General features: G+C 62.9%; 24 protein-coding genes. 19 read left to right on the forward strand and 5 right to left on the reverse strand.

From position 1 onward, the window contains the following. Positions 1 to 21: 21 nt before the first annotated feature. Positions 22 to 1230: an ammonium transporter gene (locus tag CXQ82_RS08895; protein WP_101268016.1), complete on the forward strand. Its 1209-nt coding sequence runs from the start codon at positions 22 to 24 to the stop codon at positions 1228 to 1230. Here the strand turns inward: CXQ82_RS08895 and CXQ82_RS08900 are convergent. Then, a complete protein-coding gene (locus tag CXQ82_RS08900) occupies positions 1217 to 2932 on the reverse strand; it encodes a monovalent cation:proton antiporter-2 (CPA2) family protein (protein WP_256581886.1) in 1716 nt (571 codons plus the stop codon). The genes CXQ82_RS08895 and CXQ82_RS08900 overlap by 14 nt on opposite strands. 342 nt (positions 2933 to 3274) lie before the next feature. Here CXQ82_RS08900 and CXQ82_RS08905 point away from each other — a divergent pair, with 342 nt between their 5' ends. The 3 genes from CXQ82_RS08905 (at position 3275) to CXQ82_RS08915 (ending at position 4884) form a co-directional block, all read left to right on the forward strand. Beyond that, complete coding sequence (locus CXQ82_RS08905; protein WP_101273749.1) at positions 3275 to 3511, forward strand: glutaredoxin family protein; 237 nt, start codon at positions 3275 to 3277, stop codon at positions 3509 to 3511. A gap of 74 nt (positions 3512 to 3585) precedes the next feature. Beyond that, entirely contained in the window at positions 3586 to 3921 is a 336-nt protein-coding gene (locus CXQ82_RS08910) for a transcriptional regulator (protein ID WP_101268019.1), read from the forward strand. A 72-nt stretch (positions 3922 to 3993) separates the two neighbouring features. Then, complete coding sequence (locus CXQ82_RS08915) at positions 3994 to 4884, forward strand: pseudouridine synthase (RefSeq protein WP_101268021.1); 891 nt, start codon at positions 3994 to 3996, stop codon at positions 4882 to 4884. A gap of 55 nt (positions 4885 to 4939) precedes the next feature. On the opposite strand, the gene CXQ82_RS08920 is transcribed toward CXQ82_RS08915, so the two are convergent. Next, positions 4940 to 5161, reverse strand: a complete 222-nt coding sequence (locus tag CXQ82_RS08920; RefSeq protein ID WP_016978480.1) for a YgdI/YgdR family lipoprotein — start codon at positions 5159 to 5161, stop codon at positions 4940 to 4942. An 81-nt stretch (positions 5162 to 5242) separates the two neighbouring features. Beyond that, positions 5243 to 5845, reverse strand: coding sequence for a molybdenum cofactor guanylyltransferase MobA (gene mobA / locus CXQ82_RS08925; RefSeq protein ID WP_101268023.1), 603 nt, complete (start codon positions 5843 to 5845; stop codon positions 5243 to 5245). Between the two features lie 76 nt (positions 5846 to 5921). Here mobA and moaB point away from each other — a divergent pair, with 76 nt between their 5' ends. Both moaB and glp read left to right on the forward strand, forming a co-directional pair. Continuing rightward, positions 5922 to 6461 carry a molybdenum cofactor biosynthesis protein B gene (gene moaB / locus CXQ82_RS08930; protein WP_101268025.1) on the forward strand — a complete coding sequence of 180 codons (540 nt, stop codon included), beginning with the start codon at positions 5922 to 5924 and terminating at the stop codon, positions 6459 to 6461. Continuing rightward, positions 6445 to 7671 (forward strand): gephyrin-like molybdotransferase Glp, encoded by a 1227-nt coding sequence (gene glp, locus CXQ82_RS08935; RefSeq protein ID WP_101268027.1) that lies wholly within the window; start codon positions 6445 to 6447, stop codon positions 7669 to 7671. Before moaB ends, glp begins: the two co-directional genes overlap by 17 nt. Positions 7672 to 7815: 144 nt before the next feature. Here glp and CXQ82_RS08940 read toward each other — a convergent pair whose 3' ends face one another. Next, a complete protein-coding gene (locus CXQ82_RS08940) occupies positions 7816 to 8145 on the reverse strand; it encodes an EscU/YscU/HrcU family type III secretion system export apparatus switch protein (protein WP_101268030.1) in 330 nt (109 codons plus the stop codon). Then, a complete protein-coding gene (locus CXQ82_RS08945) occupies positions 8142 to 9719 on the reverse strand; it encodes a flagellar hook-length control protein FliK (RefSeq protein WP_101268031.1) in 1578 nt (525 codons plus the stop codon). Before CXQ82_RS08945 ends, CXQ82_RS08940 begins: the two co-directional genes overlap by 4 nt. A 200-nt stretch (positions 9720 to 9919) precedes the next feature. Here CXQ82_RS08945 and ccmA point away from each other — a divergent pair, with 200 nt between their 5' ends. The 13 genes from ccmA to phnD all read left to right on the forward strand — a co-directional run bounded on the left by ccmA (position 9920) and on the right by phnD (position 20161). Next, the gene (ccmA, locus tag CXQ82_RS08950) at positions 9920 to 10555 is read left to right on the forward strand and encodes a cytochrome c biogenesis heme-transporting ATPase CcmA (RefSeq protein ID WP_101268033.1); all 636 of its coding nucleotides are present in this window, start codon (positions 9920 to 9922) and stop codon (positions 10553 to 10555) included. Further along, complete coding sequence (gene ccmB / locus CXQ82_RS08955) at positions 10552 to 11220, forward strand: heme exporter protein CcmB (protein ID WP_101268034.1); 669 nt, start codon at positions 10552 to 10554, stop codon at positions 11218 to 11220. The genes ccmA and ccmB overlap by 4 nt, the downstream gene beginning before the upstream one ends. An 88-nt stretch (positions 11221 to 11308) precedes the next feature. Further along, positions 11309 to 12064: a heme ABC transporter permease gene (locus CXQ82_RS08960; protein WP_101268036.1), complete on the forward strand. Its 756-nt coding sequence runs from the start codon at positions 11309 to 11311 to the stop codon at positions 12062 to 12064. After that, positions 12061 to 12237, forward strand: a complete 177-nt coding sequence (gene ccmD, locus CXQ82_RS08965; protein ID WP_003172771.1) for a heme exporter protein CcmD — start codon at positions 12061 to 12063, stop codon at positions 12235 to 12237. The genes CXQ82_RS08960 and ccmD overlap by 4 nt, the downstream gene beginning before the upstream one ends. Then, positions 12234 to 12701 (forward strand): cytochrome c maturation protein CcmE, encoded by a 468-nt coding sequence (ccmE, locus tag CXQ82_RS08970; protein ID WP_101268038.1) that lies wholly within the window; start codon positions 12234 to 12236, stop codon positions 12699 to 12701. The genes ccmD and ccmE overlap by 4 nt, the downstream gene beginning before the upstream one ends. Before the next feature lie 3 nt (positions 12702 to 12704). After that, on the forward strand, positions 12705 to 14693 hold the full coding sequence (locus tag CXQ82_RS08975) for a heme lyase CcmF/NrfE family subunit (protein WP_101268040.1): 1989 nt from the start codon (positions 12705 to 12707) through the stop codon (positions 14691 to 14693). After that, positions 14690 to 15226, forward strand: coding sequence for a DsbE family thiol:disulfide interchange protein (locus tag CXQ82_RS08980; protein ID WP_101268042.1), 537 nt, complete (start codon positions 14690 to 14692; stop codon positions 15224 to 15226). Before CXQ82_RS08975 ends, CXQ82_RS08980 begins: the two co-directional genes overlap by 4 nt. Further along, on the forward strand, positions 15223 to 15696 hold the full coding sequence (locus CXQ82_RS08985; protein ID WP_101268044.1) for a cytochrome c-type biogenesis protein: 474 nt from the start codon (positions 15223 to 15225) through the stop codon (positions 15694 to 15696). The genes CXQ82_RS08980 and CXQ82_RS08985 overlap by 4 nt, the downstream gene beginning before the upstream one ends. Beyond that, positions 15689 to 16873: a c-type cytochrome biogenesis protein CcmI gene (ccmI, locus tag CXQ82_RS08990; RefSeq protein ID WP_101268046.1), complete on the forward strand. Its 1185-nt coding sequence runs from the start codon at positions 15689 to 15691 to the stop codon at positions 16871 to 16873. Before CXQ82_RS08985 ends, ccmI begins: the two co-directional genes overlap by 8 nt. A 15-nt stretch (positions 16874 to 16888) precedes the next feature. Continuing rightward, the gene (locus tag CXQ82_RS08995) at positions 16889 to 17284 is read left to right on the forward strand and encodes a hypothetical protein (protein WP_101268047.1); all 396 of its coding nucleotides are present in this window, start codon (positions 16889 to 16891) and stop codon (positions 17282 to 17284) included. A gap of 269 nt (positions 17285 to 17553) precedes the next feature. Beyond that, positions 17554 to 18150: a histidine phosphatase family protein gene (locus tag CXQ82_RS09000; protein ID WP_101268049.1), complete on the forward strand. Its 597-nt coding sequence runs from the start codon at positions 17554 to 17556 to the stop codon at positions 18148 to 18150. Between the two features lie 143 nt (positions 18151 to 18293). Continuing rightward, entirely contained in the window at positions 18294 to 19127 is an 834-nt protein-coding gene (phnC, locus tag CXQ82_RS09005; protein ID WP_101268051.1) for a phosphonate ABC transporter ATP-binding protein, read from the forward strand. A gap of 32 nt (positions 19128 to 19159) precedes the next feature. Beyond that, on the forward strand, positions 19160 to 20161 hold the full coding sequence (gene phnD, locus CXQ82_RS09010; RefSeq protein WP_101268054.1) for a phosphonate ABC transporter substrate-binding protein: 1002 nt from the start codon (positions 19160 to 19162) through the stop codon (positions 20159 to 20161). The last annotated feature ends 13 nt before the right edge of the window (positions 20162 to 20174 follow it).

Below are 20174 nucleotides of genomic sequence, written 5' to 3' on the forward strand. Positions count from 1 at the left end.
AATGCAGGCCTGCCAACCTCCATGGAAAATTTGCAAAGCGCGGTGGACACCCTTGTCCACAGCTCCAACACCTTGTTCATACTGATCGGTGCAGTCATGGTCCTGGCCATGCACGCCGGCTTCGCGTTCCTGGAAGTCGGTACGGTGCGCCAGAAAAACCAGGTCAACGCGCTGTCGAAAATCCTCAGTGACTTCGCCATCTCCACCCTGGCCTATTTCTTTATAGGCTATTGGATCTCCTACGGTGTGAGCTTCATGCAACCGGCTGCGGTGATCAGCGCCGACCATGGCTATGGCTTGGTGAAATTCTTCTTCCTGCTGACCTTCGCGGCGGCGATTCCGGCGATCATTTCCGGCGGCATTGCCGAGCGTGCAAAGTTTGCGCCCCAGCTGTGCGCCACGGCGTTGATCGTGGCGTTCATCTACCCGTTTTTCGAAGGCATGGTGTGGAACGGCAATTTCGGCCTGCAGGCCTGGCTGCTCGCGACTTTTGGCGCAAGTTTCCATGACTTCGCCGGTTCCGTGGTGGTGCACGCCATGGGCGGCTGGCTGGCGCTGGCGGCGGTGCTGTTGCTGGGCCCGCGCAACGGGCGCTACCGCGAAGGGCGCCTGGTGGCCTTTGCACCGTCGAGCATTCCTTTCCTCGCGTTGGGTTCGTGGATATTGATCGTCGGCTGGTTCGGCTTCAACGTGATGAGCGCCCAGACCCTCAACGGCGTAAGCGGCCTGGTGGCGGTCAACTCGCTGATGGCCATGGTCGGCGGCACCGTTGCTGCGCTGGTGATCGGCCGCAATGACCCGGGCTTCCTGCACAACGGCCCATTGGCCGGGCTGGTGGCGATTTGTGCCGGTTCCGACCTGATGCACCCGGTGGGCGCGCTGGTGACTGGCGTGGTGGCAGGCGGCCTGTTTGTGTGGTGTTTTATCGCCGCCCAGGACCGCTGGAAGATTGATGACGTGTTGGGCGTGTGGCCACTGCATGGCCTGTGCGGCGTGTGGGGCGGCATCGCCTGCGGTATTTTCGGCCAGACCGCGCTGGGCGGATTGGGTGGCGTGAGCCTGATCAGTCAGTTGATCGGCACCGCTCTTGGGGTGCTGGTAGCCCTGGGCGGCGGCCTGCTGGTGTACGGCGTGATCAAGCGCGTGCACGGGCTGCGCCTGAGCCAGGAGCAGGAGTATTACGGTGCGGACCTGTCGATCCACAAGATCGGCGCGGTCAGTCAGGATTGACCGGCGGCGAATCAACCCCGTGCAACAGGCGGTAACGGTTATGCCGCACTTCATCCACCCGCGCTTGCACCTGTTGCTCCGGCAGGCCCAGCAGGGCCAAGGCGTGGGAAGCAAGCATCAGGCTCGACTCCAATAGCTCGGGCACCACTTCGGTGGCGCCTGCGGCTTTCAGTTCTGCCCATTGGCTGTCATCGCGGGTGCGCACCAGGATGGGCACCTCGGGGTTGATCCTTCTGGCCTCTTTCAGCACCGTCAGCGCGACGTCGCTGTTGTCCACGGCAATCACCACCAAGCGCGCGCGTTCCAGGCCGACCGCGCTGAGCAGGGCGCCACGGCGGCAGTCGCCGTAGTGCACGCTGCTGTCTTCGGGGGCGGCTTCCTGCACCCGCTCCGGGTCGTCATCCAAGGCGATAAAGGCTTGTCTCTCGCCGCGTAGAAAGCGCCCGATGGATTGCCCCACGCGGCCATACCCGCAAATCACTGCATGGCCACGTAGCTCGGCGTTGAGTGCCGTGATGTGTTCCAGTTGCACCTGCTGGTTGGGCGTGCGATGCAGGCGCAGGGCGATCACCGGTGCGGCCCTGAGCAAGAGCGGCGTCAGCAGCATGGAGCAGAACGTGGCGGCGAGCAGCAGCCCGTTGAACTCATCCGGGATCAGCCGGCTCTGCTGCATCTGCGCCATCAAGGCAAAACAGAACTCGCCGCCCTGGGCCAGGGCCAGGCCGCTGCGCCAGGCGGTTTCACTGTCGCTGCCGCGCAGCTTGACCAGGGCGGCGACCACGCAGCCCTTTACCAGCATCAGCGCGAGGGTCAGGCCGAGGATCAACAGGCTGTGGCTGAGGAACAATTGCAGGTCGATCAGCATACCGATGCTGACAAAAAACAGCCCCAGGAGGATGTCGCGAAACGGGCGTATATCCGCTTCGATCTGATGACGGTAATGGCTTTCGCCCAGCAGCATGCCGGCCAGAAACGCACCGAGGGCAGGGGACAACCCCAGCAGATGCGTAAGCCACGCGGTGAGCAACACGATCACCAGTGCCAGCAGCACAAATAACTCGGCGGAGTGCGAGGCGGCTACCTCACGAAACAGGCGCGGCAGCAGCCAGCGGCTGGCAAACAGCAGGCCGACAAATAACACCACGGTTTTACCCAGGGTCAGCGGCAGCGCCAGGTACCAGGCTTGCTCGCTACTGCCGGCAAACACCGGCACCAGGGTCAGCAGCAACACCGCCACTACGTCCTGGAACAGCAGCACGCCAATCGCGTTCTGGCCGTGGCTGCTGAAGATCTCGCCGAGGCTGGTCAACTCCTTGCTGACGATGGCCGTGGACGACAACGCCAGGCCCGCGCCGAGCAGCAAGGCGATGCCGGGCGCCACCCCCAGGGCCATCAACAAGCCTCCCAGGAGTACGCCGCAGCCCAGCACTTGCAAACTGCCCAGGCCAAAGACCACGCGGCGCAGGGCCAGCATCTTGGTCAGGGAAAATTCCAGGCCCAGGGAAAACAACAGGAAGACCACGCCCATCTCGGCGAGGTCGGGCAGGTCTTCGTTGTCATTTACCCAGTCCAGCGCGGTCGGCCCCACGGCCAGGCCCACGCACAGGTAACCCAGCACGGGCGGCAATTGCAGCCGGCGAAACAACGCAATCACCACCAGGGAGGAGGCCAGAATGATCAGCAGGTTGGCAAACACACGCATCTCCGTTGCAAGGTGGCGGGCAAAAAAGCCGCGAGAATCGCTGAATCAGTTATAGGCCATGCTGATCTGGATCAGGGTTTTATGTGGCGCGTGGCGCCATTCTGGCGAGCGGGGCTTGTTGTGGTGAGCGGGCTTGCTGTGTGGTGAGCGGGCTTGCTGTGGCGAGCGGGCTTGCCCGCGTTGGGCTGCGAAGCGGCCCTAAAACCCGGCACCGCGTTTCTCTCTGAAGGAATGCGGCGGCTCTGCTGGGGCCGCTTCGCAGCCCAACGCGGGCAAGCCCGCTCGCCACAGGTTTTCGTCGGGCTTAGAATGTTTGCCTACTTCCTGATCAGGGCCGTTGCCATGCTTCCTGAATGCCAGTTATTCGGCACCCTGGGTTGCCATCTATGTGAGATTGCCGAAGCCGAAATCATGCCGCTCGTCGAACATGGGCTGTTGGTGGAATTGGTGGATATCACCGATCCCGACGACCTGACCGAAGCCTACGGCCTGCGGATTCCGGTGCTTCGCCGGGTGGACACGGGGGCGGAACTGGACTGGCCGTTCGACGCTGAGCAGGTGGTGGCGTTCTTGCGCTGAGCGTTATGCGATGGCAGGTTTCCCAATATTAAGTTACTGTATGTTTGTACAGCGATTGAATAAAGGGAACGCCCGTGGTGAATGTTGAACAACTGAAAAGCAGCGTCAATCGCATGTCCGTCGACGTCGTGCGCGACGCGGTGAACGAGCTGCGCCTCGATGGCCTGGTCACGGAAGGCAAGACACCCTTTAACAAAGTGCATTTCAACACCTGTTTTGCCGAGATCGAGGCGTTGTTCCAGCGCGCCGGTTACCACAAGCAGCTGGATGTGGTGGGGTATCAGGGGTTGCTCTACGCGTTGTACGACCCCGGCCGCTGGGAGGCGGTGGATGTACTGCGCTGGCTCAAGGAGTTCACCGACGCGGCCAGTGCGTCGCCGATCCTGCGGGCCGAATTGGTCAAGGCCTGAGATCGCCGCTAGGCTCAATCACGCTCCATGCGGGATAATGCTCGGGTGTTTTTCCAGGCTTCGAGCATTTGCATGTCCACTTCCGGTTTTTCCGCGTCCCAGCACCAAGCCAGCACCCTGTATTTGCCACCTGGGCCCTGGGCGACGGTGCTCGATTGCCTGTGCGAGCACTTTCCGGCTATCAGCCGTGAACATTGGCTGGACCGCATCGCGCGTGGTCGGGTGCTGGATATCAACGGCAGCCCCATCAGCGTGGGCCTGGCCTACAAGGAAGGCCTGTGCATCTATTACTTTCGCGAAGTGCCGAACGAGAAAGTCATTCCGGTGCAGGAAAGCATCCTGTACGCCGATGAGCACCTGGTGGTGGCGGATAAACCGCATTTCCTGCCCGTGACCCCGGCCGGTGAGTATGTGGAGCAAACCCTGTTGCGTCGCCTGATCCGCCGCCTCGACAACCCGGCGCTGGTGCCCCTGCATCGCATCGACCGGCACACGGCGGGCCTGGTGCTGTTCTCGGCCAACCCGGCGAGCCGCTCGGCTTACCAGCAGCTGTTTCCCACACGCAAAATCGATAAATTCTACGAAGCCATCGCCCCGGCCCTGCCGCGGCTGACCTTCCCCCTGGTGCATAAAAGTCGCCTGGTGGACGGCGAGCCGTTCTTTCGCATGCAGGAAGGCGAGGGCGCCAGCAATACGGAAACCGCCGTTGAAGTGCGTGAGAAAAATGCCGATTTATGGCGCTACGGGCTGTTCCCGGTGACGGGCAAGAAGCATCAACTGCGCGTGCATATGACGGCGCTGGGGGCGAGTATCTGTAATGATCCGTTCTACCCTGATGTGATCAAGGACGCCGTCGACGACTACGCCAACCCCCTCAAGCTGCTGGCCCAGGGCGTGCGTTTTATCGACCCGGTCACCGCTGAAGAACGCAGTTTTCGCAGCCAGATCACCCTCGACTGGTAACCCCCGGATACGACAAGGCCCGCACGAGGCGGGCCCTGTTGGCAAACGCTGTGGCTTACAGGTCTTTAACGGTGCGGACCTGATCCTTGTTGATACGGGTCTGCTTGCCGTCCAGTTGCTCGAACTCGTAGAAGCCCGAATCCTTGTCGAATTTAGGGGTGTCGACGGCCTGGATTTCGCGACCGTCATTCAGGGTGATCACTGTAGGCGAGGCGCAACCGGCGAGGGTAGCGAGGCCCAGTGCAAGCATGAGAGCGGCGATGGTCCGTTGAGTCATGGGTGTTGTCTCCGAGAGAATACTTTTTAATTGCTGACCTTGTGACGTGTAAGACGTCGCCAAAGTTCCTTGTGCGAAAGTTCATTCTGACACGTCAGACCTTGGGTGCAACAGCTCCGGCGTATTCAGGTTGGCCAGGCGCGGATCATCCGCCGGGCATTCCAGGCCGATGCCACCCAGTTGCAGGAAGATCTTGCGCGGGCTGCGCTCTCCGGCATGCCAGGCCTGTTCTACCTCGGCTTGCAGGTACGTCGGGATGATGCAGATCAAGGGTTCCCAGAATTCGCCGTGACGCACCATGACCGGCCAGAGTGGGTTGCGTTGCAGGGTGTCACGCAAATCGCTGAGTAATTGCTCGTCGATATTTGGCACATCACAGGGCAGTACCAGCAGGTGCGCATGCCGCGCCGCCGCCAACCCGGCGCGGATGCCGGCCAGCGGGCCTGGGAAGTCCGGGCTGTCGTCGCTCACCAGTTGGTCGGCGTAGGGGGCATAGCGAGCATGGTTGCGGTTGCACGAGATGATCAAGTCATCGGTCAGTGGCCGGACCAGGCGTTGTAGATGGGCGATCAGGGGCTGGCCGTGCCACTCCAGCAGGCCTTTGTCCTGGCCACCCATGCGCTGGCCGCGGCCGCCGGCCAGCAGCAGAATCGAACAGGGCAGGGACGAAGAATCGAGAGACATGGCGGTTCCGCTGCGGCAGTTAAATAGGGCCCTGTGATATAACATCGGGCTGTTCCTTCGACAACCGGACCGAGCCATGAAAGCCAAGGCTGATGCGCCCTTCGTACCCCTGAATATCGCTGTGCTGACGGTCAGCGATACCCGCACCCTCGAAACCGACACGTCCGGCCAGGTCTTCGTCGACCGCCTGAGCGCCGCCGGCCACAACCTGGCCGAGCGCGTGCTGCTCAAGGACGACCTCTACAAGATCCGCGCCCAGGTCGCCCACTGGATCGCCGAAGACGTGGTGCAAGTGGTGCTGATCACCGGCGGCACCGGCTTCACCGGCCGCGACAGCACGCCCGAAGCGGTGAGCTGCCTGCTGGACAAGCAGGTCGACGGGTTTGGCGAGTTGTTCCGCCAGATCTCCGTGGCCGATATCGGCACCTCCACCGTGCAATCGCGCGCCCTCGCTGGCCTGGCCAATGGCACGCTGGTGTGCTGCCTGCCGGGCTCCACCAATGCGGTGCGCACCGGCTGGGATGGCATCCTCGCCGAGCAACTGGATAACCGCCACCGCCCGTGCAACTTCGTGCCGCACCTCAAGCAGGCCGAGCCCTGTGAATCCCGTGGGTAAGCCCGGCAAGACCGGCGCCCTGATGCCGGTGGAAGACGCCTTGCAGCAACTGCTGGACATGGCCGCCGCCGCGCCGATCCGCGAGCAGCAGGTGCTGCCCCTGGCCGACTGCGATGGCCGCGTCTTGGCCCAGGACCTGATCTCCACCCTCGACCTGCCGCCCTGGCCCAACAGCGCCATGGACGGTTACGCCCTGCGCCTGGCCGACTGGGCCGGTGAGCCGCTGGTCGTGAGCCAGCGCATTTTTGCCGGCAATGCGCCGCAACCTTTGGCGGCCGGCACCTGCGCGCGCATCTTCACCGGCGCGCCAGTACCCGCAGGCGCCGACTGCGTGGAAATGCAGGAAAACGCCGTGGTCCACGCCGACGAGCGCGTGAGCTTCAGCGAGCCGCTGCACGTGGGCCAGAACATCCGCCCCCAGGGCCAGGAAACCACGGTCGGCGAGACGGTGCTCACCGCCGGTACGCGCCTGGGCCCGATAGAATTGGGGCTGGCCGCCTCCCTTGGGCAGGCTCACCTGAGCGTGATCCGCCGCCCCCGCGTGGCCGTGCTGTCTACCGGGGACGAGTTGATCGAACCGGGCCTGCCCCTGGGGCCGGGCCAGATCTACAACAGCAACCGCCGCGTGCTGTGCAGTTGGCTGGCGCGCATGGGCTGCGAAGTGATCGACGCCGGCATCCTCCCGGATGACCTGGAAAAAACCCGCACGCGCCTGGCCGGCCTGAGCAATGTCGACCTGATCCTGTCCACCGGCGGTGTCTCGGTGGGCGAGGCCGACTTCCTCGGCATTGCCCTACGTGAAGAGGGCGAACTGGCCCTGTGGAAACTGGCGATCAAGCCGGGCAAGCCGCTGACCTTCGGGCATTTTCGTGGCGTGCCGGTGATCGGCCTGCCGGGCAACCCGGCCTCGACCCTGGTGACCTTTGCGCTGTTGGCCCGTCCTTATCTGCTACGTCGCCAGGGTGTAGATGAGGTGGAACCGTTGCGTTTTGAAGTGCCGGTGGGGTTCACCTGGCCCAAGCCGGGCAACCGCCGCGAGTATTTGCGCGGGCGCATCGAGCAGGGCAAGGCGATCATCTACCGCAACCAAAGCTCCGGCGTACTGCGCAGCGCGGCGTGGGCGGAGGGGTTCGTGGAGGTGTTGGAAGGGACGACGCTGGAGATGGGCGATCGGGTCAATTTCATCCCGCTGAGTGAAGTCTTGAACTGATCACAAAACCCAATTTGGGAGGGGCGGTGCGACGATTCGACTTGCCCCCGATGGCGGTGTGTCAGATATGAATGAGCTGACTGACACACCGCCATCGGGAGCAAGCCCCCTCCCACAATTGGATCTTTGTAGGTCTGGAGGAACTCAGTAGTCGTCCCCACGCTCAGTCACATCCCGCTCCACCGGCCCGGCGTTCGGGTCATAACCCACCGGGAATTTGCCTTTGAGGGTCCAGGCAAACGCAATGATCTCGGCAATCGTGCGGTACAACTCCTCCGGGATACTGTCCCCCAGCTCCATGCGCGCCAGCAGCTTGACCAGCTCGGCATTCTCATAGATCGGTACTTCATTTTCCCGCGCCAGTTTCAGGATGGCTTCGGCCAATGCGTCGTCGCCCTTTGCGGTCAACGTCGGCGCTTGCTGGCCGTCGTACTTGAGCGCAATCGCCTGGCGGGGTGGGCTGGGGTTTTTCATGCGGTTTCGTCCACCCAGCGTTGCTCCAGTCCGGTTTTTGGCCCGCGCGGCGGTGTGCCGAGGTGGCAATCCAGGTCGCCGACGTTGAGGCCGGAGTTCACCAGGCGTTCGCGCAGGTTGCCCAAATGGCTTTCGATCAGGCTGGCGGTAAACGGGCGGGTCGCCCAGAGCTGGCTGGACAGTTTGCCCTGAGTCAGTTGCGCCTGGACCTGCAGTGGCCCCAGTGGCTCCATGTCGAGGGCCATTTCGACGCGCCAGAGCATCTGTTTCGGGTCTTTTTTGTCTTTGCGTCCGGGCTGGTCCTTGTCCGGCGCCGGTTCTTCGCGCTGGAACTTGACCTGCAGTGGCACGATGTCTTGCAGGGTGCGCATCGGGATTTCCAGCTGCCAAGTGGTCTGCAGGCGGCCGTCGGCGGTGGTGCCGGTTTGTTCCAGGCTCGACAGTTGGTGGCTCTGCAAGCGCGAGATGGCGCCGGCGGCCAGGCGCAGCAGGTTTTCCAGGTCGCCTTCGCCCTCCAGTTTGGCCATCAGCCGCTCGGGCAGCGGGAAGCCCACCGGTGTTTGGCGAGCGCTGACCTGACCCAAGGTATTCAACGGGCTGCGCACAAAGTTCGGCATCACCTGGGCCAGGGTATTGGCCGCCAGGATGGCACTCAGGTTGGTGCTGGCGGGCAGGGCTGGCAGCAGGTCTGCGACCAGCCGCAGCAGGGCGCCCTTCATGTCCAGCGGTGGCACTTGCGGGTTTTGCCCCGCGAGCAGTTTGGCTTCCAGAAACGCGCCGCTGTTCTGGATCACCTGGGCCAGCACCTTGGGGTTGCTCACCTGGGCCAGGTCGGGCAGGGCCGCCAGCAAACGCTCGGCCGCCGCACGCAGGTCGGCGGAGGTACTGTCGCCACGCGGCAGGTTCTGGATCGCGGTGAAGACCGCATCCAGCGAGCCCTGACGACTTTGCTGGGTGGCGAGCTGTTGCGTGACCGCCAATTGATCCTTGAGGCCACTCAAGGGCACAAAGTTCAGGGTCTGCGCGTTTTGCACCACGGCGCTGAGCAGGCTGCCGACGCGCAACGGTTGCGGGCTTTCCACGGTCAGCGTGGCGCCGGCCAGGGCGTTGTTGAGCACGGTCACCAGTGAACGGTAGATCGCCGGTTGCGCCGTGCCTTGCGGCAGCATCTGGGTGGTCAGCACCTTGGCTTGCAACAGCGTGCCCACGGGCATTTGGTTGGTATCGATGCGGGTGAGGGCGGCGACATTGGCACTCAAGGCCTGTTGCAGGCTGAGGGTCAGGTTGCCCGCCGGTGTCTGGCTCACCGCCACATTGCTGCCCAACGGCAACGGCTGGGCGCTGCTGGCCTGCACCAGGGTCTGGCGGCCGCCGTCCAGGGTCAGCTTGAGCAGCAATTGAAAGGCTTCGCCGCCTTGTTTAAGGGCGATGACTTCGGCATTCGCGGTTTTCCCAGGGTCAATCAAGCCGATCTGCGGTTCGAGCAGTTTCAGCAGCTCACCGCCCGCAGGCAGCGGGGCAGGCCCGGTGGCGGGGGCTGGAGGCAGCGTAGGAAGGTTGATCTCACCGGTCATCGTGCACGTCGTCTCTGGGGAAATTGCCCTCTTTAGAGTAGGGCATCGCATGTATAATGCCGCCCGTCTGCAAAGAGAGCGCTAAAAACCTCACAACTATTTGATCCAGCTCTCTAAAATCGGTCGCCAAAGCCGTTATTGTGCATCTCTCTATAACGGCCGCTGCACCGCCGACTTGAACCGTAAAGGCCCGCGATCTCTTGACCAGCCCTCTTCTTGAAGCCGTAGCGCTCTCCTGTGAACGCGACCTGCGCCTGCTGTTCGAACACCTCGAACTGCGCCTGGCGGGCGGCGACATGGTGCAGGTCAGTGGCCCCAACGGCAGTGGCAAGACCAGCCTGCTGCGCCTGCTGGCCGGGTTGATGCAGCCCACGGCTGGCGAAGTGCGGCTCAACGGCAAGCCCCTCAACGAACAACGCGCCGAACTCGCTCGCAACTTGATCTGGATCGGCCACGCTGCCGGCATCAAGGACGTGCTCAGCGCCGAAGAAAACCTCAGCTGGCTCAGCGCCCTGCATCACCCCGCGTCTCGCAATGCCATCTGGCAGGCCTTGGCGGCTGTCGGCCTCAAGGGCTTTGAAGACGTGCCCTGTCACACCCTGTCCGCCGGCCAGCAGCGCCGTGTGGCCCTGGCGCGTTTGTACCTGCCCGGCCCGCCGCTGTGGATTCTCGACGAACCGTTCACCGCCCTCGACAAACACGGCGTTGCCCAACTCGAAGAACACCTGGCCCAACACTGCGAGCAGGGCGGCACCGTATTGCTGACCACCCACCACACACTCTCGCGGTTACCCGCCGGGTACCGCGACCTGGATTTGGGGCGGTGGTCAGCATGAGTGTGTTCGCCCTGCTGGTCGCCCGCGAAGCGCGGCTGCTGTGCCGTCGCCCGGCCGAGTTGGCCAACCCGCTGGTATTCTTTGCGATTGTGATCGCGCTGTTTCCGTTGGCGGTCGGCCCCGAGACTAAACTGTTGCAAACCTTGTCCCCGGGACTGGTGTGGGTAGCGGCACTGTTATCGGTGCTGCTCTCGCTGGATGGGCTGTTTCGCAGTGATTTCGAGGACGGTTCCCTGGAACAGTGGGTCCTTTCGTCGCACCCATTGCCACTTCTGGTACTGGCCAAGGTGCTGGCACACTGGGCTTTTTCCGGCTTGGCGCTAGTCTTGCTCTCGCCGCTGCTGGCGATGATGCTGGGCTTGCCCGTCGAATGCCTGCCGGTATTGTTGCTTTCCTTGTTGCTCGGTACGCCGGTGCTCAGCCTGTTGGGGGCGGTGGGCGCAGCGTTGACCGTCGGTTTGAAGCGCGGTGGCCTGTTACTGGCCCTGCTGATTCTGCCTTTGTATATCCCGGTGTTGATCCTGGGCAGCGGCGCCTTGCAGGCCGCGCTCATGGGCATGCCGGCGAGCGGTTACCTCCTGTGGCTTGGTAGCCTGACCGCCCTGGCGGTAACCCTGACACCCTTTGCTATAGCGGCCGGCCTGAAAATCAGCGTCGGCGAATAATGAGGTCTGGTTAAGCGTTATAACCTTAACCAGTAAAGACCCTGAGAGCTTCTTGCCAAGACAAGAGGCCACCGTGATGGAAACAGCAATGAACTGGACCTGGTTTCATAAGCTCGGCTCGCCCAAATGGTTCTACGGCATCAGTGGCAAGCTGCTGCCGTGGTTTAGCATCGCAGCCGTGTTGCTGATCGGCATCGGCCTGGTCTGGGGCCTGGCCTTTGCGCCGCCCGACTACCAGCAAGGCAACAGCTTTCGCATCATCTATATCCACGTGCCCGCCGCGATGCTCGCCCAGTCCTGCTACGTGATGCTGGCGGTGTGCGGCATCGTCGGCCTAGTGTGGAAGATGAAACTGGCGGATGTGGCCCTGCAATGCGCCGCGCCCATCGGCGCGTGGATGACCGCCGTGGCGCTGGTCACCGGTGCGATCTGGGGCAAGCCCACCTGGGGTTCGTGGTGGGTGTGGGATGCGCGACTGACGTCGATGTTGATTCTGCTGTTCCTGTACTTCGGTCTGATTGCCCTGGGCAACGCGATCAGTAATCGTGACAGCGCCGCCAAGGCCTGCGCGGTGCTGGCGATTGTCGGCGTGATCAACATCCCGATCATCAAATACTCGGTGGAGTGGTGGAACACCCTGCACCAGGGCGCCACCTTCACCCTCACTGAAAAACCGGCGATGCCCGTGGAAATGTGGGCGCCGCTGCTGCTGATGGTGCTGGGGTTCTACTGTTTCTTCGGCGCCGTATTGCTGATGCGCATGCGCCTCGAAGTGCTCAAGCGTGAAGCCCGCGCCAGTTGGGTCAAGGCTGAAGTGCAGAGCAGCCTGGGAGTGCGCGCATGAGTTTTGCCTCGTTCAGTGATTTTCTCGCCATGGGCCATCACGGCCTGTATGTCTGGACGGCCTATGGCATTTGCCTGGCGGTGCTGGCCCTCAACGTCGCCGCGCCGATCCTGGCCCGCAAGCGTTACCTGCAACAAGAGGCGCGTCGTTTGCGCCGGGAGACCGAAAAGTGAATCCGCTGCGTAGAAAGCGTTTGTTGATCATCCTAGCCATCCTGGCCGGCGTCGGCATTGCCGTGGCCCTGGCCTTGAGCGCCTTGCAGCAGAACATCAACCTGTTCTACACCCCGACCCAGATCGCCAATGGCGAAGCGCCTGTTGATACGCGCATTCGCGCCGGTGGCATGGTGGAAAAGGGCTCGCTGAAACGCTCTGCCGACTCCCTGGACGTGACCTTCGTGGTCACCGACTTCAGCAAGTCCGTGACCATCAGCTACCGCGGCATCCTTCCGGACCTGTTCCGCGAAGGCCAGGGCATCGTCGCCCTGGGCAAACTCAACGCCGAGGGCGTGGTGGTGGCCGATGAAGTGCTGGCCAAGCACGATGAGAAATACATGCCGCCCGAGGTTACCAAAGCCTTGAAAGACAGCGGCCAGTCCGCGCCTGACACAACTTCAGCGCCTGCCAAGGAGGGCTAAACGATGACGTCCGCACTCTTCATTCCGGAGTTGGGCCAGTTGGCGATGATCCTCGCCCTGTGCTTTGCCATCGTGCAGGCCGTGGTGCCTTTGCTCGGCGCCTGGCGCGGCGACCGCCTGTGGATGAGCCTGGCGCAGCCGGCCGCCTGGGGTCAGTTTGCGTTCCTGCTGTTCGCGTTCGGCTGCCTGACCTATGCGTTTATGACCGACGATTTTTCCGTCGCCTATGTGGCCAATAACTCCAACAGCGCCTTGCCCTGGTACTACAAGTTCAGCGCCGTGTGGGGCGCCCACGAAGGTTCGTTGCTGCTGTGGGCCTTGATCCTCGGCGGCTGGACCTTCGCCGTGTCGGTATTCTCGCGCCAACTGCCGCAAGTGATGCTGGCGCGGGTGCTGGCGGTGATGGGCATGATCAGCATCGGCTTCCTGCTGTTCCTGATCATGACGTCCAACCCGTTCAGCCGCATCCTGCCGCAGATTCCGGTAGACGGGCACGACCTCAACCCCCTGCTGCAAGACATCGGCCTGATCGTGCACCCGCCGATGCTCTATATGGGGTACGTGGGTTTCTCGGTGGCCTTCGCCTTCGCCATCGCCGCCTTGCTCGGCGGGCGCCTGGATGCGGCCTGGGCACGCTGGTCGCGGCCGTGGACCATCGTCGCCTGGGCCTTCCTCGGCATTGGCATCACGCTGGGCTCCTGGTGGGCCTACTACGAACTTGGCTGGGGCGGCTGGTGGTTCTGGGACCCGGTGGAAAACGCCTCGTTCATGCCTTGGTTGGTGGGCACCGCGCTGATTCACTCGTTGGCCGTTACCGAAAAACGTGGCGTGTTCAAGAGCTGGACGGTTCTGCTGGCGATTGCCGCGTTTTCCCTCAGCCTGCTCGGCACGTTCCTCGTGCGCTCGGGCGTGCTGACTTCGGTGCATGCGTTTGCGTCCGACCCGGAGCGCGGCGTATTCATCCTGATCTTCCTGCTGTTTGTGGTCGGCGGCTCCCTCACGTTGTTCGCCCTGCGCGCGCCGGTGGTCAAGAGCCAGGTCGGTTTCAACCTGTGGTCGCGGGAAACCTTGCTGCTGGGTAATAACCTGGTACTGGTGGTGGCGGCGTCGATGATCCTGCTCGGCACCCTGTACCCATTGGTGCTGGATGCGCTGAGCGGCGCCAAGCTGTCCGTTGGCCCGCCGTACTTCAACGCGTTGTTTATTCCGTTGATGGGCCTGTTGATGGTGGTGATGGCCGTCGGCGTGCTGGTGCGCTGGAAAGACACCCCGGTGAAATGGCTGGCCGGCATGCTGCTGCCGGTGCTGCTGGGTAGCGTGGCCTTGGCGGTGATCGCCGGGTTCGCCTACGGCGACTTCAACTGGGCGGTGCTCGCCACCTTCCTGCTGGCTGCCTGGGTATTGCTGGCCGGTGTGCGCGACATCTTCGACAAAACCCGTCACAAAGGCCTGCGCAAAGGCTTGCCGACCCTGACCCGCAGCTACTGGGGCATGCAGATCGCCCACATCGGCATCGCCGTGTGCGCCCTCGGCGTGGTGCTGTCGAGCCAGAACAGCGCCGAGCGCGACCTGCGCCTGGCACCGGGCGAGTCCATGGACCTGGCCGGTTACCACTTCATCTTCGAAGGCGCCAAGCACTTCGAAGGGCCGAATTTCACCTCGGACAAAGGCACCGTGCGCGTAGTCCGCAATGGCAAGGAAATCGCCGTACTGCACCCGGAAAAACGCCTGTACACCGTGCAGAGTTCGATGATGACTGAAGCCGGCATCGACGCCGGTTTCACCCGCGACCTCTATGTGGCGTTGGGTGAACCGCTGGGCGAGGGTGCCTGGGCAGTGCGCGTGCATGTGAAGCCGTTTGTGCGCTGGATCTGGTTCGGTGGTTTGCTGACCGGTTTTGGTGGTTTGCTGGCGGCGCTGGACCGGCGTTATCGAGTCAAAGTGAAAAGCCGGGTGCGTGAAGCCCTTGGCCTGCAAGGAGCGGCGGTATGAAACGTTGGTTGATGGTCTTGCCGCTGGCGGCCTTTCTGGTGATGGCGGTGTTCCTGTACCGCGGCCTGTACCTGGACCCGGCCGAGTTGCCGTCGGCGATGATCGGCAAGCCGTTCCCGGCGTTTTCGCTGCCGACCGTGCAGGGCGACAAGACCCTGACCCAGGCCGACCTGTTGGGCAAACCGGCACTGGTCAACGTGTGGGGCACCTGGTGCATCTCTTGCCGCGTCGAACACCCGGTGCTGAACAAACTGGCCGAGAAGGGCGTGGTGATCTATGGGATCAACTACAAGGACGACAATGCGGCGGCCTTGAAGTGGCTGGCCGAGTTCCATAACCCGTACCAGCTGGATATCCGCGATGAGGACGGCAACCTCGGTCTGAACCTCGGCGTGTACGGCGCCCCGGAAACCTTCTTTATCGACGCCAAGGGCGTGATCCGTGACAAGTACGTCGGCGTGATCGACGAGGTGGTATGGCGCGAGCAACTGGCCGCCAAGTACCAGGCCCTGGTCGATGAGGCCAAGCCATGAAGCGTCTGTTAGCCGCTGCGGTGCTGGCGCTTGGGCTGGCGGGCGTGGCCCACGCCGCCATCGACACCTACGAATTCGCCAAGGACGCCGATCGCGAGCGCTTCCGCGAGCTGACCAAGGAACTGCGCTGCCCCAAGTGCCAGAACCAGGACATCGCCGACTCCAACGCGCCGATCGCCGCCGACCTGCGCAAAGAAATCTTCCGCATGCTGGGGGAGGGCAAGGACAACCAGCAGATCATCGACTTCATGGTCGACCGCTACGGTGATTTCGTGCGCTACAAACCGGCCCTCACTGGCAAGACCGCGCTGCTCTGGTTCGGCCCCGCCGGGCTGTTGCTGGCCGGGGTGGTGGTGATGGCGGTGATCGTGCGCCGCCGTCGCGCCGCGCCTACCGATGGTTCCGACGCGCTGTCCCCTGAAGAGCGCAAACGCCTCGACCAATTGCTGGACACCAAGACTGATGATTGATTTCTGGCTCGCAGCCGGCTTGCTGCTTCTGATTGCCCTGAGTTTCCTGTTACTGCCTGTATTGCGCGACCGCCGCGCCCAGCGTGAAGAGGACCGCACCGCGCTGAACGTGGCGCTCTATCAAGAGCGCGTGGCCGAGCTGCAAGTGCAGCAGGACGAAGGCGTGCTCAACGCCGCGCAACTCGACACCGGCCGCGCCGAGGCCGCGCGCGAATTGCTCGCCGACACCGAAGGCGTGGAAAAGCCCCGCGAAACTCGCCTGGGCAAGCCGTTGCCATTGCTGGCGGCGTTTCTGGTGCCGGTGCTGGGCGTTGTCCTGTACTTGCATTACGGCGCCAGCGACAAGGTTGAACTGACCCGCGAATTTTCCCAGCCACCGGTGTCCATGGAAGACATGACCCACCGCCTGGAACGCGCCGCCGCCGCCCAACCGGACTCGGCCGAAGGCCTGTACTTCCTCGGTCGCGCCTACATGGCCCAGGACCGCTCGGCCGACGCTGCCAGGATCTTCGAACGCACCGTGGCCCTCGCTGGCCGCCAGCCGGAACTGCTCGGCCAATGGGCCCAGGCGCAGTACTTTGCCGACAACAAACAGTGGTCGCCGAAGGTCCAGGCCCTCACCGACGAAGCCTTGAAGCTCGACCCGAAGGAAGTCACCAGCCTCGGCCTGCTCGGCATCGCCGCCTTTGAAGGCCAGCGATATCAAGAGGCAATCGACTACTGGAACCGCCTGCTGGCGCAACTGCCGCCGGAAGACAACTCCCGCGCGGCGCTGCAAGGTGGCATCGACCGCGCCGCCGAGAAACTCAAAGAAAGTGGCGGCACCGTCGCCCAGAAAACCGTGATGAAAGTCCGCGTGGAACTGTCCGCCGAGGTCAAGGCCAAGGCCTTGCCCACCGACAGCGTGTTCATCTTCGCCCGTGCCGTCAGCGGTCCGCCGGCGCCGTTGGCGGCCAAGCGCGTGACCGTCGCCGACTTGCCGGTGACCGTCGAGCTGGGCGACGCCGACGCGATGATGCCGCAGTTGAAACTGTCGAACTTCGCCGAAGTCCAACTGGTTGCGCGCATATCCCGGGCCGGTCTTCCGACCGCTGGCGAGTGGATCGGCCGCAGCCAACCCTTGGCCAGCAGCACCACTGCCACGCAGCCGCTGACCATCGACAGTCCGGATAAGTAATTCGAGGAAATGCCTATGACCGCCCTTGCACGTATCACCCTGCTCAGCCTCGTTTTAGGCTTGAGTGCCTGTGCGGTCCACCGGCCACCTCCGGCGCCGACCGGCCCGACCATCCCACCGTCGGGCCCATCGACCCAGCCGAGCACCAAGCCTTCCGGCCCGGTGACTCCGCCGCCGAAACCGCTGCCGACCAAATCGCCGACCTTCGCCCCACCCCCGGGCGCCGCCAGCCACTGGGACGGCAAGATGCAGGTGTATGTGCTGGACGACCAGCCCGACACCTTCTACCGCCAGCGCACCTACTACCGCTGGAGCAACGGCTGGAGCCGCTCCATCAGCCCCAACGGGCCATGGGAAGACACCGACGTGCAGGGCGTGCCGCCGGGGTTGAGCAAGCAGTACGCGCAATGACAAAAGGCGACCTTCGGGTCGCCTTTTTCATCGCTTTTGAAATGTATTTTTCAAAACACAGGAGACCAAATGTGGGAGCGGGCTTGCTCGCGAATGTGGTGTGTCAGCCAACTATGCTGTGAATGACCCACCGCATTCGCGAGCAAGCCCGCTCCCACAGGGGATCACCGCGGTATCAAGGCACGGGACACTCCCGATTCAACGCCTGATCTACCAACAACTGCGCAATCTCAAACATCTGCACCACAGCCAATAGCGAGACAGACCTCATGCATCTCTACGTCATACGCCACGGCGAAACCTGGGCCAATGCCGAGCACCGGTACCTTGGCGCACTCGACCCGGAATTGACCGAGCGGGGCAGGGAACAAGCCGCGTCGATCAGCCAGAAACTGCCCAGTGGTATTGAGGTGCTGATCGTCTCCCCACGACTGCGCGCCCAGCAAACGGCACAGATTCTTAACCATGAATTAAACCTTGAGCCCGTGACCATGGACGCCTTTCGTGAGCGTGACGTCGGTGTGTTCGAAGGGTTGACTCAGGCGGAGGCCAAGGCCCTGCACCCGGCGCTTTGGGCACAGAACATCACGCGGCAGTGGGCGGCGGGGCCAACGGGCGGTGAGTCGATTGCCGAGGTGGTCGCCCGCGTGCACCAAGGGTTGGTGGAGTTGGCGGCACTCTATCCGCAGCGTGTCGTGTTGCTGGTCGCGCATGGCTTTGTCGCCAAGGTGATTCGAGCGTTAGCCAAAGGGGATTTTTCGGACTTCTTCCACTGGCAGCTTTCGAATGGGGAGATGCTGGTGTTGGAGGATTTCAATCTGAAAGCCCTTCCGCCCACAGCACCGCTCGCCACAGGGCTGGTGTGAGGCTTTCAACCTTTCACAAAACCTTCATCAAACCGCCCCCCTGTGGTCATGTGCAAGTCATAGGTCTGACACCTCCCGCGCCTACTGTCGTTTGAACTCAAACGCAGCCATCCCATGGCTGTTCAAACAAGACAGAGAAGCCCATGACTCACGCTATCCATGTCGATCACTTGAACAAGACCTTTGCGAAGAAGTCCGCATTGGTCGACCTCGAACTCACCATTGCCCCGGGTGAGATGGTCGCGCTGATTGGCGCTTCCGGTTCCGGCAAGTCCACCTTGCTGCGGCACTTGGCGGGCCTGGCCTGTTGCGACAAGAGCAACGGTGGCAGCGTCACGGTGCTGGGCCGTGAGGTGCAGGCCAGCGGTCGCCTGAATGGCAAAGTGCGGCGGCTGCGTGCAGACATCGGTTACATCTTCCAGCAGTTCAACCTGGTCAACCGCCTGAGTGTGCTCGACAACGTGCTGCTCGGCTGCCTGGGCCGCATGCCGCGCTGGCGCGGCAACCTGGGGTTGTTCAACACCGAAGAAAAACAATTCGCCATGGAGTCCCTGGCCCGCGTCGGCCTCGCCGACCTCGCGGCACAGCGCGCTTCCACCTTGTCCGGCGGCCAGCAGCAACGCGTGGCGATTGCCCGGGCCTTGACCCAGCGCGCCGAAGTGATCCTGGCCGACGAACCCATTGCGTCCCTCGACCCGGAGTCGGCGCGCAAGGTCATGGAGATTCTCGCCGACATCAACCGCCGCGACGGCAAGACCGTGGTGGTGACCCTGCATCAAGTCGACTACGCCATGCGTTATTGCCCCCGCGCCGTGGCGCTCAAGGGCGGGCGCATTCATTTCGACGGTCAGGGCAGCGCGATGAGCAGCCAGTTCCTCAATGATTTGTACGGTGCCGATGTCGACACCAGCCTGATGTTTGCCGACCAGACCCGCCGTACTGAGGTCACCCCTCGGCTGGCCCTGGCGCGCGCTTGAAACCCTACTCACGACCCACAGGAAGCCCGTCCATGTTGAACCGTATCGGCCAAGTGTTTCTCTCCGCCGTGCTGCTGGCCAGTGTCGCGATGGGCAATGCCCAGGCCGCCGACAAAGCCATCAATTTCGGCATCATGTCCACCGAGTCTTCGCAGAACCTCAAGAGCATCTGGCAGCCGTTTCTGGATGACATGCACAAGAAGACCGGCCTCACCATCAACGCCACCTTCGCCTCCGACTATGCCGGCCTGATCCAGGGCATGCGCTTCAACAAGGTCGACGTGGCCTGGTTGGGCAACAAGGCAGCGATGGAAGCCGTGGACCGCTCCAACGGCGAAATCTTCGCCCAAACTGCCGCCGCCAACGGTGCCGCCGGTTACTGGAGCGTGCTGATCGTGCGCAAGGACAGCCCGATCAACAACGTCGAAGACATGCTCAAGAACGCCAAGAACCTGACCTTCGGTAACGGCGACCCGAACTCCACCTCGGGTTACCTGGTGCCGGGCTACTACGTGTTCGCCAAGAACAACGTGGATGCCGCCACCGCCTTCAAACGCACCCTCAACTCCAGCCATGAAGTCAACGCGTTGAGCGTGGCCAAAGGGCAGTTGGACGTGGCCACCTTCAACACCGAAAGCTGGGATCGCCTAGAAGTCACCCAGCCGGACAAGGCCGCGATGCTCAAGGTGATCTGGAAGTCGCCGCTGATCCCCGCCGACCCGATGGTGTGGAGCAAGGCGCTGAGCGACAGCGAGAAAACCAAGATCCGCGATTTCTTCGCCCACTACGGCGACACCGATGAAGAGAAGGCCGTGCTGAAGAACATGCAGCTGGGCAAGTTCCTCGCGTCGAGTGACGACCAACTGCTGCCGATCCGCCAGCTGGAACTGTTCAAGCAGCGCACCACCATCAGCGCGGACGACAAGCTCGAAGCCGCCGACAAGGCCAAGAAGCTGGCGGATATCGACGCCGACCTGGCGAAGCTGCAGCAGCGCATCTCCGAGCTCGACAAGAAAACCGCAGCCAACGGCTAACCCCCTGTAGGAA

Origin of the sequence: Pseudomonas sp. S09G 359 (assembly GCF_002843605.1) — a bacterium.
GTDB lineage: Bacteria > Pseudomonadota > Gammaproteobacteria > Pseudomonadales > Pseudomonadaceae > Aquipseudomonas.

Coding starts and splice junctions, on each gene's coding strand:
- CXQ82_RS08920 (WP_016978480.1), bottom strand. CDS start 5,161: ATGACTCAACGGACCATCGCCGCTCTCATGCTTGCACTGGGCCTCGCT.
- CXQ82_RS09000 (WP_101268049.1), top strand. CDS start 17,554: ATGCATCTCTACGTCATACGCCACGGCGAAACCTGGGCCAATGCCGAG.
- CXQ82_RS08915 (WP_101268021.1), top strand. CDS start 3,994: ATGTCCACTTCCGGTTTTTCCGCGTCCCAGCACCAAGCCAGCACCCTG.
- CXQ82_RS08895 (WP_101268016.1), top strand. CDS start 22: ATGGAAAATTTGCAAAGCGCGGTGGACACCCTTGTCCACAGCTCCAAC.
- ccmI (WP_101268046.1), top strand. CDS start 15,689: ATGATTGATTTCTGGCTCGCAGCCGGCTTGCTGCTTCTGATTGCCCTG.
- CXQ82_RS08975 (WP_101268040.1), top strand. CDS start 12,705: ATGACGTCCGCACTCTTCATTCCGGAGTTGGGCCAGTTGGCGATGATC.
- CXQ82_RS08945 (WP_101268031.1), bottom strand. CDS start 9,719: ATGACCGGTGAGATCAACCTTCCTACGCTGCCTCCAGCCCCCGCCACC.
- CXQ82_RS08905 (WP_101273749.1), top strand. CDS start 3,275: ATGCTTCCTGAATGCCAGTTATTCGGCACCCTGGGTTGCCATCTATGT.
- CXQ82_RS08985 (WP_101268044.1), top strand. CDS start 15,223: ATGAAGCGTCTGTTAGCCGCTGCGGTGCTGGCGCTTGGGCTGGCGGGC.
- CXQ82_RS08960 (WP_101268036.1), top strand. CDS start 11,309: ATGAACTGGACCTGGTTTCATAAGCTCGGCTCGCCCAAATGGTTCTAC.
- phnD (WP_101268054.1), top strand. CDS start 19,160: ATGTTGAACCGTATCGGCCAAGTGTTTCTCTCCGCCGTGCTGCTGGCC.
- CXQ82_RS08995 (WP_101268047.1), top strand. CDS start 16,889: ATGACCGCCCTTGCACGTATCACCCTGCTCAGCCTCGTTTTAGGCTTG.
- CXQ82_RS08940 (WP_101268030.1), bottom strand. CDS start 8,145: ATGAAAAACCCCAGCCCACCCCGCCAGGCGATTGCGCTCAAGTACGAC.
- mobA (WP_101268023.1), bottom strand. CDS start 5,845: ATGTCTCTCGATTCTTCGTCCCTGCCCTGTTCGATTCTGCTGCTGGCC.
- ccmD (WP_003172771.1), top strand. CDS start 12,061: ATGAGTTTTGCCTCGTTCAGTGATTTTCTCGCCATGGGCCATCACGGC.
- phnC (WP_101268051.1), top strand. CDS start 18,294: ATGACTCACGCTATCCATGTCGATCACTTGAACAAGACCTTTGCGAAG.
- moaB (WP_101268025.1), top strand. CDS start 5,922: ATGAAAGCCAAGGCTGATGCGCCCTTCGTACCCCTGAATATCGCTGTG.
- CXQ82_RS08900 (WP_256581886.1), bottom strand. CDS start 2,932: ATGCGTGTGTTTGCCAACCTGCTGATCATTCTGGCCTCCTCCCTGGTG.
- ccmB (WP_101268034.1), top strand. CDS start 10,552: ATGAGTGTGTTCGCCCTGCTGGTCGCCCGCGAAGCGCGGCTGCTGTGC.
- CXQ82_RS08980 (WP_101268042.1), top strand. CDS start 14,690: ATGAAACGTTGGTTGATGGTCTTGCCGCTGGCGGCCTTTCTGGTGATG.